Genomic DNA, 16,864 nt, shown 5'->3' on the forward strand with positions numbered 1-16,864 from the left:
CGCACCGAACCCGAGTCGATTTCGACGCCGGGACACCGCGGTGTGGTACCGATGACAGCAGGTCGATCGAGACGGTTCTACTGAGGAGTCTTGTAGTGAGTGTGCGGGTGTTCCTGGTCGACGATCACGCGGTCTTCCGATCGGGGGTGCGGGCCGAGCTGAGCCGGGAGACCGATATGGAGGTCGTCGGTGAGGCCGGGGCGGTGGCCGAGGCGGTCGCCGGGATCGATGCCGCGAAGCCGGACGTGGTGTTGCTGGATGTGCACATGCCCGATGGCGGAGGGGTGGCGGTGCTGAGCGGGATCGCCGCGGGACCGGTGTGTTTGGCGTTGAGCGTGTCCGACGCGGCCGAGGACGTGATCGCGGTGATTCGGGCGGGGGCGCGCGGATATGTCACCAAGACGATCTCCGGTGCCGAGCTGGCCGACGGAATCCGCCGGGTCGCGGGTGGGGACGCGGTGTTCAGTCCGCGGTTGGCCGGGTTCGTGCTCGACTCGTTCACCGGGCGCTCACCGGTTCCCGAGCCGCCACTCGATCCCGAATTGGACTCACTCACCCCGCGCGAGCTGGAGGTGCTGCGCTTGCTGGCGCGCGGTTACACCTATCGCGAGATCGCCGAATCCTTGTTCATCTCGGTGAAGACCGTCGAGACGCACGCGTCGAATGTGCTGCGTAAGACACAACAGTCGAACCGGAACGCGCTGACTCGATGGGCGCATCGGCGCCGCATCGAGTGAAACCCGGTAGGGCTGCGGCTCTACATCACGGCGATGATGATCGCGATCAGGATGATCAGGCCGATCAGCACGCCCGCGCCGATGGCGAGGGGGGCGCCGTTGGGGAGGTTGTCGATGAAGCTGCCGCCGCGCTGCTGTGGTGCGGCGGTGGCGGCGAGCGGGGCGCGCTGCGGGCGCGGGAGGGGGGAGGAGTTGGGGCTGCGCAGGCCGCTGGCGGAGTTGCGGGTGGACCAGGCGGGAATGGTGCCGTCTTCGGTGCGCAGCGGCACACCGAGGATGTAGGCGCCGGTGCCGGGGCCGAAGGCGGCGGTGAGGATTTCGTCGCGGGCCTCGGCCATGGTCGGGCGACGCTGGGGCGCGGGCTCGAGCATGTGCAGCACCGGCTGGGTGAGGATGCCGCTGCGGGTGGGCGGGATGATCCGGCCCATCGCGGCCGCGGCGACGACGTCGTGCTCGTCGGAGTCGAAACCGAACGGCGGCTGGCCTTCCAGCGCGGTGTAGAGGGTGGCGCCGAGGGAGAACACGTCGCTGGCCTCGGTGGGCCGGGCGCCGCGCGCGACCTCGGGCGGGAGGTAGGCGGGGGTGCCGGTGATCATCCCGTCGGGTTCGTCACCCTGGGTGTCGCCCGCGCCGCGCGAGATGCCGAAGTCGCTGAGTTTGGCCAGGCCCACACTGTTGCCGCGGTCGGCGACGAGGATGTTGCCCGGCTTGATATCGCGGTGCACGATGCCGGCGGCATGCGCGGCGGCGAGCGCGTCGGCCACCTGCGCGCCGATCTGGGCCACCTCGACCGCGGGCAGCGTCTCGACCAGTGCGAGCGCCTTGGCCACGCTGCGCGAGGGTAAGTACTCCATGACGAGCCACGGCTCGCCCGCCTCGATCACCACGTCGTGCACGGCGACGGCGTGGATGTGGGACAGCTTGGCGGCCACCCTGCCCTCGTGCACGATGCTGCTGCGGATCGCCTCGGCCTCGGCCGCGCTCAGTCCCGCGGTGGACAGCACCTGTTTGATCGCGACTTCCCGGTTCAGCAATCGATCGGTCGCGAGCCAGACCGCGCCCATGCCACCCCCGCCCAGCTTGGACTGCAGGCGGTAGCGGCCCGCGACCAGGTAGTCGGGGCCGATATGGGGACGAGCACGTTCGGTCACGGGTGCGAGGGTAGCCGAAACCGGCGCTGACTGGCCGGGATCCCGAGTGTGGCCCGTTCAGTGGAATTAATATTTCGATCGGTCGAAATCTTGATTCCGTGAGTCCGGTCACGTAGCGTCCGAAAAGTGGTGCGGGCCCGCCTGATGACAACGCTGTCGGATCGAGAGTTGGATTGATGAGATTTCCCAGACGGACAGGCCGCGTCGGACGGCGAACTCGCTGGTCGGCACTACTGGTCAGCGCGCTGATCGCCGTCGGTTCGATCACGGCGGCGGGACATGGCGCTGCCGAGGTCGTCGACGACTTCTACACGCCACCAGCGGGTTTCGAGTCCAGCGCGCCGGGTGCGATCCTGGCGAGCCGACCTGTCACCACGAAGATGTTGCTGCAATTCCCCGTCAACGCGCAGGCCTGGCAGTTGCTGTACCGCACCACCGATGGGGAAGGACTGCCCCACGCCGCGGTCACCACGGTGCTGATTCCGCGAGGACCCGCGCAACCACGACCGTTGCTGTCGTTCCAGATGGCCTATGACGCGATCCAGCGCGAGTGCATGCCCTCGCACACCCTGACGCACGGCGATCTCGCCGGCATGCTCAACGGGCAGAAATCGGGTTGGTCGACAGTTCCCGGTGAGATGGCACTGGTCGCGGCCGGATTGGCGAAGGGCTGGGCGGTGGCGGTTCCTGATCCGGGCGGGATCGACGACCGCTTCCTCACCCCGAACCTGATGGGGTACGCCACTCTCGACGGCATCCGCGCCGCGCGGAACTTCGCACCGCTCGGCCTGGCCGAGGACACCAGGGTCGCGGCATGGGGCTACTCCGGTGGTGGGGTCGCCACCAGTTGGGCCGCGCAGGTGCAGCCGCGCTACGCGCCGGAATTGAATATGGTCGGCTTCGCGATCGGCGCGCCCGTGCAGGATCTCGGTGCGGCCATGCGTACCGCCGACGGTCGCGAAACCGTCGGTCTCGTGCCGCTCGGCCTTGCCTCGATCAGCAAGGATTCCCCGGAGTTCGCCGCGCGACTCGACTCCTTCCTGACCCCGGCGGGCCGCACCGCGGTCGCCGCGGCCGGCGTGGAGTGCACCGCGACCACCGTGTCGGCGAACCGTTTCAAGCGGGTGAGCGAATGGCTGAACGCGCCGATCGAGGTGATGCTGGCCGACCCGGTCCTCGGCGGGGAGGTCGACGCGCGCAAGCGGGGCGCGGAAACACCGAGCGCGCCACTGTATGTGGTGAACGGCGTCAATGACGAGGTGAGCTGGATCGGCGGCACCGACGACCTGGTCGCCCGCTACTGCGCCGACGGCGCGTCGATCACGTACCTGCGCGATGCGACACCCGACAGCATCATCGGCACACACGGCGTTGTCGCGCTCACCGCGGCGGGCGGCGTGATGTCCTGGGTCGCCGAGGCATTGGATGGTGAAGGCCCGGTTCAGGGCCCCGGCTGCACGACATCCACCATTGCCACGACCGCGATCGACCCGGCCAACGCCACCGCTTTGCCGGAATTCGCCGGGGCCGTGCTGGCGACGCTGGTCGGGCAGGCGGTGGGCGCCCAGCGCTGAGTGCGACCGTGGGCGGGACGTGCAGGGGGCGTCCCGCCTACGGGCGTGTTTCGCGATGTGATGCGAGATAGCCGTTGACCATGGTGGTCAACGCGTCGAGCCGCGATTGTTCGAACTGTGGCTCGGGGAACGGGCCGGCGTTGATCGCGTCGCCGTCGAGACAGAACAGCACCATCGAGCCGAGCGCGAACGCCTGCTCCTGCGAAAGTCCTTCCAGAACCGGGTTTTTCACGCCATCGGCCAGCATGGCGGCACCGTAGTCGTAGCGGACGACCGCGAGTTTCTCCCGCAGCGCCGCGTCGGTGCGTGCGGCGACGATCAGTTCGCGCCACACCGCGTTGATCGGATCGCGAGCCACGTCACGCCAGACGGTGAGCAACGCCCGGACATCGGAACGATCGGGCAGCTCGACCATCTTCGCGACGAACTGTTCACGTTGGCGCACACCGACTTCCGCCGCCGCCGCGGCAACCAGATCGAACAACGTACTGAACCGGCCGAACAGGCCTCCGTGCGAAACCCCGGCCCGCAGGCAGATCTCCTTGACGCTGACCTGCGCGTAGCCCTTCTCGACAATGGTGTCGATGGTCGCGTCGATGAGCGCACGGCTGGTCTCGGCGCGCCGCTGCGCCTGTGTCCGCCGGATTTCGGCCACCACACTCCCTTGATATCGACCAGTCAGTCGAAAAATACTGTATCGGGATCCGCGGTGGACACGGGGAGGGGGTGGATGTCACGCTGGTCGCTATCGAACGTATATTCGAATACGATCGATAGCTGAAACGGTGCTGCTGTTTCGGCGCGGGGCGGTTTTCCGCTCGCGGGTCCATCGTGGAAGTAGGTGGTGTTGATGGGTTCGGAAGCGTTGTCGCCCGATCTGGGCATGCTCGATGAGCTGCGCAGGCGCATAGCCGCAGTGCCGGGACGTGGTGAGTCCGCGACCGGGCATATACCGCGTGACCAGCCATTGCGTCGTGATCTGTTGCCGGTTCCGCCCCCGCTGGCCGATCTGCTGCCCGAGGGTGGACTGCCCAAAGGTGCGGTGGTCGCCTACACCGGCGCGCACTCCCTGCTGACCGGGCTGCTCGCCGCGGTCACCGGAAACGGCGGTCACGCGGCGGTGGTCGGCCTGCCCCGGCTCGGTTTGCTGGCCGCCGCGGAGATGGGCGCACAGTTGTCCCACTTGGCGGTGATCGCCGACCCCGGCCCCGACCCCGCCGAGGTGGCGGCGGTCCTGCTCGACGGCCTCGACCTGGTGGTCCTCGGTCTCGGTGGCCTCGCCGTCCCGCCCGCCCGCTGTCGCGTCCTCGCCGCCCGCGCCCGCAATCGCGGTGCCACCCTGGTCGTCGCGGGCGAATGGGTCAACCCGACCCTGCGCCTCGACTCCCGCGTCACCGGCTACCGCGGCCTCGGCCCCGGTCGCGGCCGCCTGCGCTCGGTCTGCCTCGACGTGCGCGTCAGTGCCAAGGCGGGCCAGACCCGCCACGGCCGCATGGACCTGTGCGCCCAGGCCGGGCGCACCGAATGGCTGCCTCGCGAAACCATCAGCGGTGCAACAGAAGTCACCGCGCTACACGAGGCCGTCTCATGACCGCCGGTCCATTGTCAGGTTCTGACCGATGCGTGTAAGGGGATCCACCGGCTACCCGGCGGCCGGTCGCCGCGGGTCTCCCGTGCATTCCCGAGTCGCTCTCGGCACACGTCTATCGCCCAGCCGGTGCGGACGGTCAGCCGGTCGCCGAGCCGACACCCACCATCGTCACCGTTGCGATTGCCTACCGCATTCTGGTGGTGGCTCGTTCGGTCTCGGTGTGGCATGCGGATCGGCGGTGACGCGCGTTGACGGTGTGGTGCCCGAGTCGGCTGGTGGCTCGTTCGCGCGTGGTGTGGCGGGTGGATCGGTGGTGTCGTCGTGACGCGCGTCGATCGGGTGCTGGCGGTGTGGTGCCTGGACTGGCCCGCGGTGGCGGCGGCCGCGGTGGAGGGTGTGTCGGCGGAGCGGCCGGTCGCTGTGCTGCGGGGAAATTCGGTGGTGGCGTGTTCGGCGATCGCGCGGGCCGAGGGAGTACGGCGCGGGATGCGGCGTCGGGATGCGCAGGGGTGTTGTCCGGGACTTGTTGTTGTGCAGGACGATCCGGATCGGGACGCACGATTGTTCGAGCCGGTGGTCGGTGCTGTCGATGCGACGGTGCCGGGGGTCGAGGTGTTGCGGCCGGGGCTCATTGTGCTCGGGGCACGTGGTGCCGCACGGTATTTCGGCTCCGAGGAGGCCGCGGTGGTGCGGTTGATCGACGCGGTCGCCGTAGCGGGGGCCGAGGCGCAGATCGGGATCGCCGATGTCATCTCGACGGCGGTGATCGCGGCGCGGCGCGGGGCGATCGTGGTGCCGGGGGAGGGCGCGCAGTACCTCGCTCCGCTCCCGGTCTCGGAGCTCGCCGTGGAACCGAGCTTGGCCGCGCCGGAGCGCAAGGATTTGGTAGATCTGTTGCGCCGCTTGGGATTGCGCCGCATCGGAGATTTCGCGCGCCTGGCTCCCGCCGAAGTGGCCTCCCGATTCGGCGCCGACGCCGTGCTCGCCCATCGCACCGCCCGGGCGCTGCCGGAACGCCCGCCGTCGGCGCGGCGCCCCGCCCCGGAACTGACCGTCGAGCTGGCTTGCGATCCGCCCATCGATCGGGTCGATGCGGCCGCGTTCGCGGGCAGGCAACTGTCCACCCGGCTGCACACGGTGCTGTCGGCGGCGGGCGTGGCCTGCACCAGGCTCGCCGTGACCGCGCGCACCGAGGCGGGCGAGGAGCTGACCAGGATCTGGCGCTGCGCCCGCCCGCTCACCCCCGCCGATACCGCCGACCGCGTCCGCTGGCAACTCGACGGCTGGCTCACCCACCGCGCCCGCCCCACCGGCCCGATCGTCACGCTCACGCTGGAGCCGGTGGAGGTGGTCGCCGCCGGTGCCCTGCAACTGGGTCTGTGGGGTGGCGAGGGCGAGGAAACCGAGCGTGCCCGCCGCGCCCTGGTCCGCGTGCAGGGACTGCTCGGCGGCGAAGCGGTCCGCATCGGTGTGCTCAGCGGCGGGCGCGGCCCCGCCGAACGCATCACCATGATCGCCCTCGGCGACGAACTGACCCCCGCCGCCGACCCCACCCAGCCCTGGCCCGGTCGACTTCCCGAACCCGCCCCCACCTTGCTCCTGCTGCACCGCCCGATCGTGCACCTGACCGCCGGCGACGGCACCCCCGTCCTGGTCACCGATCGCGGCCTGTTCACCGCCACCCCCACCAGCCTGCGCTGGGGCAGCAAGCAGTGGGCGCTGCTGGGCTGGGCGGGCCCATGGCCGATCACCGAACGCTGGTGGTCCACCGCCGAACCCACCTCGCTGGCCGTGCGCGTCCAAGTCCAGCTCGACGCCGACCCGACCGAAATTCGCGCCGTCCTCCTCGTCTTCGACGCGGCGCAATGGCACGCCGAGGGCGTCTACGAGTAGGCCACCGAACCGCTCATCTCCCGTAGCTCGGGTTCGTGGCGCGGCGGTCCTCGCTCAGTGTGGTGCGGGTGTGGGGTGGGCGTCGACTCGGTCCGCGCGCTCGGTTCTAGAGTGAAACGACGCTTGTCCGGGATAGCCCCGGAAGGCTCGGTCGCGGGAGGCGCGCTGTGAACCCATTCGAGGGCATGTTGTGTACGGCGGCCGCTGCCGACATTCCGCTTCTCGGTACCGCGGGGCACTTCACCGGATGGCTGTGTATCGAGCATCCCGGTGCGTGGGGCGGTGATGTGATCGGTGATGAGGTGCTCGGTCCGGAGATCACCGCTGAACTGGCGGCGCGTACGTCAGCGGCGCAGGTTCGGCCGACGCTGATCCGCCGCCCCGGCCGCAACGAGTTCACCGGTACCCGCACTGTGCTGCTGGTCAGTTCGCGGCCGGAGGGTTCCTGGTGTGAGCGGTTCGAGATCACCGACTTGCGCCAGCTCTTCGACATAGACCTGCATCTCGTCGACGGACCGCCCCCGGGAATCGGTGTGCGTGTGGATGATTCGGTGGTCTTGGTCTGCGCCCACGGCAAACGCGACCAGTGCTGTGCCCTGCTGGGCCGCCCGATCGCCGCCGCCATGGCCGCCGATTACCCGGGCCGGGTCTGGGAGGCCTCGCACACCGGCGGTCACCGCTTCGCCCCCGCGGTCGTCCTGCTTCCCTCCGGCCTCACCTACGGCCGCGTCGACGCCACTGCCGCCAAGGCGATGCTCGAAGCGGCCGACATCGGCGAGGTCTCCCTGACCGGTCTCCGCGGCCGCGGCTGCTACCCGCCGATCTCCCAGCTCGCCGAAGTAGCTGTGCGCGAACAGATCCCGGCCAATGCCACCGACCTCACCGTCCACCCCGATCAGGCTCCCACCCATGACCCGACCATGGCGGGCGCCGCCATCGTCACCCACCGCGACGGCCGCCGCTGGCGCGTCACCGCCCGCACCGTCCCCGCCGCCCCCCGCCAAGCCAGCTGCGGCGCAGCCCCCAAACCAGCCACCTACCTGGAACCCGCTGCCGTAGAACAACTCTCCGGGCCATTCGCCACCCAGCCCGCACCGTCCGCCGACCGCTGACGGTCGCGGGGACGATCAACCAGTGCGCGCCGGACCGGCAACGTCGGTGGACTATCGGAACTGCGGCGGATTGGCTCTCCCGTGCGATCACCCGGCGGCCCTAACGTCGACTCCATGATCGACATCCGGGAAATCGGCAAGGACGACACCGAGCTGGCGGGCCAGGCTCTACTGGAGCTTCGCCCACAGTGGGAGACGGCAACCCGGCTGGCCGAGTTCATCGACACCGAACTGCGCCCCGCGGGCTACCGGTTGGTCGGTAGCTTCGAACCAGGTTCTCCGACAGCGCTTTCGGTGGCGGGCTTCCGCGAATCCCACTCCACCGCCTGGGGTCACCATCTCTACATCGACGATGTGTCCACCCTCCCCGCGGTGCGCGGTCGAGGCCACGCCGACCATCTGCTGGACTGGCTCACCGCCGAGGCCAGGCGCCTGAACTGCGCGGCGATCCATCTGGACTCCGGCGTCGGCCCCACCCGAGCCGCCGCCCACCGCCTCTATATGCGCCACCACCTGACCATCACCGCCCACCACTTCACCCTCGATCTCGGTCCCGAGAACTAGCGCTGCCGAGCACAACGCCCTTGTCGCCGGTCGTGGGATCGTCTGGTGGCGGCACGCTACGACGGGGCCGAGAGCCGGCGTAATCGGCCCACGGCGCGATTACGCCGGCTACCAGTGCGTGCCGGGTACCCAGCGGGCCGCGCGGCGCAGGGCGGTGCCGGTGACTTTCCGGGCGGCGGAACGGGGTTTCGGATCTGATCGGGGGGTCGGGACGGCGGTGTCTTCGGCCGACTCGCCCTTGGCCGCAGGGGAATCCGGGAGCGCGCGGTAGTAGCGGTGCAGGATGCGGTCGCGGAGTTTGGGGGTGAGGATGCCGCCGTATTCGGCGAAGGTGCCGATGGGGACGTCGATGCGTTTGGGGCGTTCGGCGAGGGCACGGACGATCGTGCCGGCGGCCCACTCGGGGGATTCGGAGGGGCCCTGTTCGCCGCTGGGGGCGATCATCGGCGTGCGCACCAACGGCATGTGGATGGTGGTGAAAGTAACTCCGTCAGCGAGGGTTTCGACCGCAGCCACCTCGGTGAACTTGTCCAGGGCGGCCTTGCTGGCGAGGTAGGCGGCGAAGCGGGGGGTGGCCACCTGCACGCCGGCGCTGGAGATATTGACGATGTGGCCGAAGCCGCGTTCGCGCATCTGTGGCAGCAGTGCGAGGGTCATCCGCAGCGCGCCGAAGTAGTTGACCGCCATGGTGCGTTCGAAGTCGTGCAGGCGGTCGGTGGAGCGGTGGATGGCGCGGCGGATGGAACGGCCCGCGTTGTTGACCAGCATGTCGACGTGGCCGTGCTGCTCGAGAATGGCCTTGACGACCGAATCGACGGATTCGGAATCGGTGACATCGCACGGGTAGCCGTAGGCCCGTCCGCCCGCGTCGACGATCTCGGTGACCACCGCGGCCAGTTCGTCGGCGCGGCGGGCGAGGAGGAACACGACACCGCCCTTGTCGGCGACCGAGAGCGCGGCGGCCCGCCCGATCCCGGAGGACGCGCCGGTGATCACGATGTGCCTGCCGGTGAGATCGCGCCGCTTGCGGCCCTGTTCACCTGGAGAAACCTGAGACATCACTGCTCCTTTGCAGCTCGTTACCTCCGAACTTACTCCGAAGTAAGTTCCAGGGCCAGGCTCTTCGAGAAACTCGAAAATATGTTCGAATGTCTCTCGCTAATATTCGAACGTATGTGCGATACTGGTGCGCATGGCGGACGATCGGATGGCGGACATCTATGCCGCGGTGCGGCTCGGCGGTGGCGACCCGGATGCGGCGCGCGCGGCGCTGACCAGGCTGTGGAGAGAAATAGGGGAAGGCGGCGACCCGTTGCATCGCTGCGTGGTGGCACATCACCTGGCGGATGTGCAGGAGTTGCCGGAGGGTGCGTTGCTGTGGGATCAGCGGGCGCTCGCCGCGGTGTTCGGGCCGGGCATCCCGCTCGACGAGGGGCTGCGCGGGTTCCTGCCCTCGCTGTATCTGAACCTGGCCGACAGTCATCGCCGCGTCGGTGACTTCGAGATGGCGCGGATGCAATTGGCTATCGCGCGCGGGCACCTGGACGTGCTCGCCAACGATGCCTACGGCGCGGTGATCCGCACGGGTCTCGGCCATGTGGAGGCCGCGCTGGAATCGCGGTCGATGGAGCGCTTGCCCGCGAATTGAGTTGTCCGGCAACAGGAAAGGGGTTCGGTGATGCGGGGGTCGTGAGAGGAGCGGGTGCATGGGCTGGAGCAACGGTCCGCCGACCTGGTCGGAGCTGGAACGGGTACTCTCGGGCAAGCCGAGCGGCAGACCCGCGCAGGACTTGCACCCAGGCGACGGCGGCGACAGTCCGGCCTGGTCGCGCAAGCGGGGCGAGTATCACGCCGCCGGGCTCGACCGGCCGACCGGCCCGACGGTGCCCTACGCGGAGTTGCACACGCACTCCGCCTACAGCTTCCTCGACGGCGCGAGTCAGCCGGAGGAGCTGGTGGAGGAGGCGGTGCGGCTCGGTCTGGAAGCGCTCGCGCTCACCGACCACAACGGGTTCTACGGGACCGTCCGGTTCGCCGAGGCGGCCAGGGAATGGGGAATGCCAACGGTTTTCGGTGCCGAACTGTCACTGGGAACCGATGCGGAGGCGGCGCCGGGCCGAGGGGATGCGGTCCGGCGCCGTTCTGTCCCTCGGGGCGGAGTGCGTTTCACGCCGGGCGCCGGTCGAGCGCAGGCGCGCGAAGCAGGTGCTGAGGGGTCGATGGGCGACACGGCGGACGGCGATATGCGCGATGCCAGTGGATCGGCCGAGCCGGGAAGCGGGCACGCATCCGCGCCGGACTCCCTGCCGCGCACGGGATCTCCCGACCCCAGGGGCCCGCATCTGCTGATCCTCGCCAGGGGGCAGGAAGGGTATCGGCGGCTGTCGCGGGAGATGGCGGCGGCGCATATGGCCGCGGGGGAGAAGGGGGTGCTGCGGTACGACCTGGACACGCTCGCCGCGGCGGCGGGTGGGCACTGGCATGTGCTCACCGGTTGCAGAAAAGGGCACCTGCGTACCGCGCTCGAGCACGACCTGAGTGCCGGCGACACGAGGTTGCCGAAAGCTGAAGTGGCGCTGCGAGAGCTGATCGAACGGTTCGGTGTCGACCGGGTGAGTGTGGAGCTCACTCATCACGGTATCGCCACCGACGACGAGCGCAACGCCCTGCTGATCGCGCTGGCTGATCGGCTCGACGTTCCTGTACTCGCCACCACCGGTGCGCATTTCGCGTCCCCGGCGCAGCGCCGCCGCGCGATGGCGCTGGCCGCGATCCGGGCCAGGAGCAGTCTCGACGAGATAGCGGGCTGGCTCGCTCCCACCGGCGGTGCGCACCTGCGTTCGGGCGCGGAGATGGCGCACCTGTTCGCCGACTACCCGCACGCGGTGTCGAACGCGGCGGTGCTGGCTCGCGAATGCGCGTTCGACCTGGGATTGATCGCCCCGAATCTGCCCCCGTTCGAGGTGCCCCCAGGCCACGACGAGAACTCCTGGCTGCGCCACCTCGCCTATGCGGGCGCGGCGCGGCGCTACGGGTCGGCGGAACGAAACCCCAAGGCGTATGAGCAGATCGACCACGAACTGGCGGTGATCGCGGACCTGAACTTTCCCGGCTACTTCCTGGTGGTGCACGACATCGTCGAGTTCTGCAAGAACAGCGACATCCTGTGCCAGGGCCGGGGTTCGGCCGCCAACTCCGCGGTCTGCTACGCCATCGGCATCACCAATGTCGATCCCGTAGGCAACCAACTGCTGTTCGAGCGGTTCCTCTCACCCGAGCGCGACGGGCCGCCCGACATCGATGTCGATATCGAATCAGACCGTCGCGAGGAGGCCATCCAGCACGTTTACGCCAAGTACGGCCGCGACTACGCCGCGCAGGTGGCGAATGTGATCACCTATCGCGGCAAGTCCTCGGTGCGCGATGCCGCACGCGCACTCGGCTTTTCGCCGGGACAACAGGACGCGTGGAGCAAGCAGGTGAGCCGCTGGTCCGGGGTGGCTGCCGAGACGGGCACCGATATCCCGGCTGCGGTTCTCGAACTCGCGGGCGAACTCGACGGTCTGCCACGGCATTTGGGGATCCACTCCGGCGGCATGGTGATCTGCGATCGGCCGATCGCCGACGTGTGCCCGGTGGAGTGGGCGCGGATGGCCGGACGCAGTGTGCTGCAGTGGGACAAAGATGATTGCGCCGCAGTTGGTTTGGTGAAGTTCGACCTGCTCGGCCTCGGCATGCTCTCGGCGCTGCACTACATGATCGACCTGGTGCGCGAGCACAAGGGCGAGACAGTGGAACTACACGCGCTCGACCTCACCGAAGCGGGCGTCTACGAGATGTTGCAGCGCGCGGACTCGATCGGGGTGTTCCAGGTGGAGTCACGTGCGCAGATGGCGACGCTGCCCCGGCTGAAGCCCCGCAATTTCTACGACTTGGTCGTCGAGGTGGCGCTGATCCGGCCGGGGCCGATTCAGGGCGGCTCGGTGCACCCCTATATCCGCAGGCGTAATGGCAAGGAACCGGTGGTGTTCGACCATCCCTCGCTGGAGCGCTCGCTCGCCCGCACGCTCGGGATCCCGCTGTTCCAGGAACAGCTGATGCAGATGGCGGTCGATGTCGCCGGTTTCAGTGCGGCCGAGGCGGACCAGTTGCGGCGTGCGATGGGTTCGAAGCGGTCGCCGGAGAAGATGGCCATGTTGAAGGCCAGGCTCTACCAGGGAATGCGTGAGCTGCACGGCATCACCGACGAGGTCGCCGATCGCATCTACGAGAAGCTCTACGCCTTCGCCAATTTCGGTTTCCCCGAAAGCCATTCGCAGAGTTTCGCCTCGATCGTGTTCTATTCGTCGTGGTTCAAGCTGCACCATCCGGCGGCGTTCTGTGCCGGGCTGTTGCGCGCGCAGCCGATGGGTTTCTACTCACCACAGTCGCTGGTCGCCGACGCCCGCCGCCACGGTGTCCGCGTGCACGGCCCCGATATCAACGCCAGCCGCGCCGAACCCACCCTCGAGAACGCGGGCACCGAGATCCGGCTCGGCCTGTCGGGCGTGCGCCACATCGGCACCGACCTCGCCGACCGCATCGTCGCCGACCGCGCCGAACACGGCCCCTTCACCTCGATGCTCGACCTCACCGGCCGCGTGGAACTCACTGTCGCTCAATCGGAATCGCTCGCGACCGCAGGGGCACTGGACGTCCTGGTCGACACGCGCGGTAGCAGCGTGCGCAGGGCGGCGTTGTGGGCAGCGGGTGCGGCGGCCGTGGAGCGTCCCGATCGCCTACCCGGCACAGGTCCCGCCACCGTCGCCCCCTCCCTGCCCGGCATGAGCGCTCTCGAACTCGCCGCCGCCGACGTCTGGGCCACCGGCATCTCGCCCGATACCTACCCCACCGAATTCCTTCGGGCCCACCTGAATTCGCTCGGCGTCGTCCCCGCCTGCGACCTACTGCTCGTCGAAGACGGCGCCCGCATCCTGGTGGCAGGCGCTGTCACCCACCGCCAGCGCCCCGCCACCGCCGCGGGCGTCACCTTCCTCAATCTCGAGGACGAGACCGGCATGGTCAACGTTGTCTGCTCGGTCGGCCTGTGGACCCGCTACCGCCGCCTCGCGCAGAGCGCCACCGCCCTGCTCATCCGCGGCCGCATCCAAAACGCCGAGGGTGCCGCCAGCCTGGTCGCCGACCATCTCGAACACTTGGACCTGACTATCGTCGCCCGCTCACGCGACTTCCGCTGAGTTTTTGGAGCGCTGGCGCGCTCGAGCGGGGCCCCGGAGGGCCCCGATCTTCCCTCCCTCCGGGTACTCCTTCGTCGCACCCTCCGGTCAGTCCAGATCGGGGCGGGCCCCTTTGGGTAGGGACATCCAGGGTTTCCCGGCCCAGGCTGTGCACGCATGTGGCGATGTGTCCGCCGAGTTGAACGCAAGCCGGGGGTCCGCTGACGCACTACGCTGCGAACATGCGCAAGCTTGCCGTGGTGATGATCGCGTTGCTCGGACTCCTGTTCCTGGCCGGGTGCGGCGATGACGACAGCGAGGACAAGGCAGGTCGGGCGTCGGCGCCCACCGTCTTAGATGGGCCCGCGCCCGTTGTGACGCCCGGGTTCCGGGAGGGTGCTCCGCAGAAGGACAGCCCGGCGCCGACGGACCAGTCGAACCGGAAAGAGGTGATCACCGGGGCGGTAGATGTCACCTCGGCCGATCCGATCGCCGCCGCCGCGACCGTCACCGAGCAGGTCGATGCCGTCGACGGCCGGATCGACAGCCGCACCGAACAGCCAGGCACCGATAAGCGTGCCGCTCGCGCCGTGCTCAGTGTCCGGGTGCCCGCCGACAAGACCGACGCCTTCATCACCGGCCTCGGCGGGGTCGGCACGGTCACCCGGGTGAGCACCAATCGCGACGACGTCACCATGCAGTGGCAGGATCTCGACGCCCGCATCCGCGCACTGCAAGCCTCCGTCGACCGGCTCAAAGCGCTGATCACCGGTGCCACCAACACCGCCGACCTGATCGACGCGGAGGAGGCGCTGTCGAGCAGGCAGGGCGAGCTCGACAGTCTCACCGCGCAGAAACGCAGCCTCGACGATCAGGTCGCGTTGTCGACGCTCACCATCACGCTCACCGCCGACGACAAGAACGCACCCGGCGACCCGGACAATTTCTGGGACGGCATCGTCGCGGGCTGGCATTCGCTGATCGACTGGTTGCAGGACGCGATCGTCTTCGTCGGCAAGGCCGTGCCGTGGTTGGGCTTCCTCGCCGTGATCGGCGGATTGCTGTACGCCGCAGTGCGATTCCTGCGCAGACGTCGCAGCGCAGCGCCCACGACCACCACTCGATCGGCAGGCCCGGTAACCACCACCACTCCGCCAGCAGCCACGGCCTCGGCAACCACCGAATCAGATGCCGAACCGGCAGCGTCCAGGAAGGAGACCCCCGGTGCCCACAGTGCGGGCGACGATCAAACCGAACAGCCGTAAAGGCCCGCTCGTCGAAACCGCCGAGGACGGCACCTTCACCCTCTACGTCCGCGCCCCGGCCGTCGAAGGCAAAGCCAACAAGGCCGCCATCGAGTTGCTCGCCGACCACTTCGGCGTCTCCAAGTCCGCCGTCCGCTTGTCGGCGGGCGCGACCTCACGATTCAAACGCTTCGACGTCGAGATGTGACTGCACCGAGCGCTACGGCGTGATCGGTCGCCACAGCGTGTCAGCTGATCAGTTCGACTCGGCATGGCAGGTCGTGCGCCTTGGCGAGCTTCGCGTCGGCAGTCAACAATGGGATGCCGAGACGGGCGGCCAATGCGGCGTAAAGGCCGTCATAGAACGTCATGCTGTGGCGTAGCTCCCATGCGTGTTCAGACAGCCAACCGTGATGTGCGTAGCGACTGTCGATCACGGTGGTGACCAGTCGCAACCCGAGTGCCGCCTCGTTGGCATCGATCAGACCGCCCCGTTCGTGTCGCCGTAGAACGTTGCCGATCTCGGCGTCGATGAGATGCGGCGCATGGCAAACCGTCGTCTCGAGCAGTCGGCTGATCGCCGCGCCGACAGCGTCTTTGCGGATCAGCGCGGTGAGGGCGGCGGAGGCATCGACAACGAATTCCTCATTCGCCACGGGCGTCTGCCAGCGCTTCGAGAATGGATTCGTTCGTTGCGCCTGGACTGTCGGAGTTCGCCAGCGATTCCCTGATCGCCGCTATCGCTTCCGTCTTGGTCCGCCGTCGTGCCGCGGCGATCAACTCGCGGCGCATATATGCCTGAAGGGACATCCCCGCCGCCTCGGCCCGGCGACGGAAGACCTCGGCGTCCTCGTCGGGGATGTCTCGAATCTGAATGGTCGCCATAGCGCTATTGTAGCGCTAATCTGCATGCATCTGGGCTACACCCCGTCAGGGAACCCGAGCTGCCGCCACGCCTCGTACACCGCGACGGCAGCGGTGTTCGACAGGTTCATCGATCGCCGCCCCGGCAACATAGGTACCCGCACCTGCTCGGTGATGTGGGGGTCGGCCAGAACCTCGGGTGGCAACCCGGTGGGCTCGGTACCGAAAAGCAGGACGTCGCCGGGGCGGTACGCGATGTCGGTGTAGCGGGTGGTCGCCGAGGTGGTGAAGGCGAAAACTCGCTGGGAGCCGAGGGACTCCCACGCTGTGTCGAGGTTCGGGTGGACTGTCACCGACGCCAGATCGTGGTAGTCCAAGCCCGCTCGGCGGAGTTTCGATTCGGACAGGTCGAAGCCGAGGGGTTCGATGAGGTGCAACGCGCACCCGGTACCCGCCACCAAGCGAATCGCGTTGCCGGTGTTCGGAGGGATTACCGGCTCGTGGAACATCACGTTGAACACTCGAAGGAGGGTACTGGGCCAATCCGTCGCGGACCGGGTCGGTCTGGAACAATCGGCCCCGTGAACGAGGCGGAGACGACCGGCAAGCACCGGGTCGCGCGATTGAGCGCGGGGGAGCAGTACCTGCGCAGTCATCTGCCGATGACCGTGGTGACCGCGCTGATCGTGATCGCGGTCGGCTTCGTGGCGTGGGATCGGTGGCGCCGCGGCGCGCTGATCTTCGGCAGTGCGGCCCTGGTGGCCGCCGCGTTCCGGCTGTGCCTGCCGACCGTGCAGGTGGGGTTGCTCGCCGTGCGCAGCCGCCCGTTCGACGTGGCCGCGCTGACCGCGCTCGGCAGCGCCATCGTTTTCCTGGCGGCCACCATCAACACCCTGGGCGTCAGCTGAACAGGACCGG

The 16,864-nt window shown here is 68.6% G+C and carries 17 protein-coding genes; 11 read left to right on the top strand and 6 right to left on the bottom strand.

Annotated features, from left to right (window positions below; all coding sequences use genetic code 11):
* Positions 1-101 precede the first annotated feature (101 nt).
* Positions 102-737: a response regulator gene (locus tag ACFXKN_RS27830; RefSeq protein ID WP_378929110.1), complete on the top strand. Its 636-nt coding sequence runs from the start codon at positions 102-104 to the stop codon at positions 735-737.
* A 20-nt stretch (positions 738-757) separates the two neighbouring features.
* Here the strand turns inward: ACFXKN_RS27830 and ACFXKN_RS27835 are convergent, their stop codons facing one another.
* The gene (locus ACFXKN_RS27835; protein ID WP_378971654.1) at positions 758-1,888 is read right to left on the bottom strand and encodes a serine/threonine-protein kinase; all 1,131 of its coding nucleotides are present in this window, start codon (positions 1,886-1,888) and stop codon (positions 758-760) included.
* A 176-nt stretch (positions 1,889-2,064) separates the two neighbouring features.
* On the opposite strand from ACFXKN_RS27835, the gene ACFXKN_RS27840 reads away from it, so the two are divergent.
* On the top strand, positions 2,065-3,462 hold the full coding sequence (locus tag ACFXKN_RS27840; protein ID WP_378971648.1) for a lipase family protein: 1,398 nt from the start codon (positions 2,065-2,067) through the stop codon (positions 3,460-3,462).
* 37 nt (positions 3,463-3,499) lie between these two features.
* On the opposite strand, the gene ACFXKN_RS27845 is transcribed toward ACFXKN_RS27840, so the two are convergent.
* A complete protein-coding gene (locus ACFXKN_RS27845) occupies positions 3,500-4,117 on the bottom strand; it encodes a TetR/AcrR family transcriptional regulator (RefSeq protein ID WP_378971642.1) in 618 nt (205 codons plus the stop codon).
* A 195-nt stretch (positions 4,118-4,312) separates the two neighbouring features.
* Between ACFXKN_RS27845 and ACFXKN_RS27850 the strand changes: the two genes are divergently transcribed.
* The 4 genes from ACFXKN_RS27850 to ACFXKN_RS27865 all read left to right on the top strand — a co-directional run bounded on the left by ACFXKN_RS27850 (position 4,313) and on the right by ACFXKN_RS27865 (position 8,622).
* Positions 4,313-5,053 (top strand): hypothetical protein, encoded by a 741-nt coding sequence (locus ACFXKN_RS27850; RefSeq protein ID WP_378971636.1) that lies wholly within the window; start codon positions 4,313-4,315, stop codon positions 5,051-5,053.
* A 321-nt stretch (positions 5,054-5,374) separates the two neighbouring features.
* Positions 5,375-6,946 carry a DNA polymerase Y family protein gene (locus tag ACFXKN_RS27855; RefSeq protein ID WP_379434132.1) on the top strand — a complete coding sequence of 524 codons (1,572 nt, stop codon included), beginning with the start codon at positions 5,375-5,377 and terminating at the stop codon, positions 6,944-6,946.
* A gap of 185 nt (positions 6,947-7,131) precedes the next feature.
* Complete coding sequence (locus ACFXKN_RS27860) at positions 7,132-8,058, top strand: sucrase ferredoxin (protein WP_379434148.1); 927 nt, start codon at positions 7,132-7,134, stop codon at positions 8,056-8,058.
* Positions 8,059-8,172: 114 nt separating this feature from the next.
* A complete protein-coding gene (locus ACFXKN_RS27865) occupies positions 8,173-8,622 on the top strand; it encodes a GNAT family N-acetyltransferase (RefSeq protein ID WP_379434133.1) in 450 nt (149 codons plus the stop codon).
* A gap of 108 nt (positions 8,623-8,730) precedes the next feature.
* Here ACFXKN_RS27865 and ACFXKN_RS27870 read toward each other — a convergent pair whose 3' ends face one another.
* Positions 8,731-9,681: an SDR family NAD(P)-dependent oxidoreductase gene (locus ACFXKN_RS27870; RefSeq protein ID WP_379434134.1), complete on the bottom strand. Its 951-nt coding sequence runs from the start codon at positions 9,679-9,681 to the stop codon at positions 8,731-8,733.
* 133 nt (positions 9,682-9,814) lie between these two features.
* Here ACFXKN_RS27870 and ACFXKN_RS27875 point away from each other — a divergent pair, with 133 nt between their 5' ends.
* The 4 genes from ACFXKN_RS27875 (at position 9,815) to ACFXKN_RS27890 (ending at position 15,290) form a co-directional block, all read left to right on the top strand.
* The gene (locus ACFXKN_RS27875) at positions 9,815-10,270 is read left to right on the top strand and encodes a hypothetical protein (RefSeq protein ID WP_378971606.1); all 456 of its coding nucleotides are present in this window, start codon (positions 9,815-9,817) and stop codon (positions 10,268-10,270) included.
* Between the two features lie 58 nt (positions 10,271-10,328).
* Positions 10,329-13,859 carry an error-prone DNA polymerase gene (locus ACFXKN_RS27880; protein WP_379434135.1) on the top strand — a complete coding sequence of 1,177 codons (3,531 nt, stop codon included), beginning with the start codon at positions 10,329-10,331 and terminating at the stop codon, positions 13,857-13,859.
* A 221-nt stretch (positions 13,860-14,080) separates the two neighbouring features.
* Positions 14,081-15,103: a DUF4349 domain-containing protein gene (locus ACFXKN_RS27885; protein WP_378971599.1), complete on the top strand. Its 1,023-nt coding sequence runs from the start codon at positions 14,081-14,083 to the stop codon at positions 15,101-15,103.
* A complete protein-coding gene (locus tag ACFXKN_RS27890) occupies positions 15,063-15,290 on the top strand; it encodes a DUF167 domain-containing protein (protein WP_378971594.1) in 228 nt (75 codons plus the stop codon). Before ACFXKN_RS27885 ends, ACFXKN_RS27890 begins: the two co-directional genes overlap by 41 nt.
* A gap of 40 nt (positions 15,291-15,330) precedes the next feature.
* Here the strand turns inward: ACFXKN_RS27890 and ACFXKN_RS27895 are convergent, their stop codons facing one another.
* Genes ACFXKN_RS27895 through ACFXKN_RS27905 form a run of 3 tightly spaced genes read right to left on the bottom strand, consistent with a single transcriptional unit; the run spans position 15,331 to position 16,467 of the window.
* Positions 15,331-15,738 carry a type II toxin-antitoxin system VapC family toxin gene (locus ACFXKN_RS27895; protein WP_378971589.1) on the bottom strand — a complete coding sequence of 136 codons (408 nt, stop codon included), beginning with the start codon at positions 15,736-15,738 and terminating at the stop codon, positions 15,331-15,333.
* Entirely contained in the window at positions 15,728-15,967 is a 240-nt protein-coding gene (locus ACFXKN_RS27900) for an antitoxin (RefSeq protein ID WP_378971586.1), read from the bottom strand. The genes ACFXKN_RS27895 and ACFXKN_RS27900 overlap by 11 nt, the downstream gene beginning before the upstream one ends.
* A 35-nt stretch (positions 15,968-16,002) precedes the next feature.
* Positions 16,003-16,467 (bottom strand): tRNA (cytidine(34)-2'-O)-methyltransferase, encoded by a 465-nt coding sequence (locus ACFXKN_RS27905; protein WP_378971581.1) that lies wholly within the window; start codon positions 16,465-16,467, stop codon positions 16,003-16,005.
* 60 nt (positions 16,468-16,527) lie between these two features.
* Here ACFXKN_RS27905 and ACFXKN_RS27910 point away from each other — a divergent pair, with 60 nt between their 5' ends.
* On the top strand, positions 16,528-16,854 hold the full coding sequence (locus ACFXKN_RS27910; protein ID WP_235569656.1) for a DUF3017 domain-containing protein: 327 nt from the start codon (positions 16,528-16,530) through the stop codon (positions 16,852-16,854).
* Positions 16,855-16,864 lie beyond the last annotated feature (10 nt).

It is taken from the genome of Nocardia sp. NPDC059195 (genome assembly GCF_042754695.1).
GTDB lineage: Bacteria > Actinomycetota > Actinomycetes > Mycobacteriales > Mycobacteriaceae > Nocardia.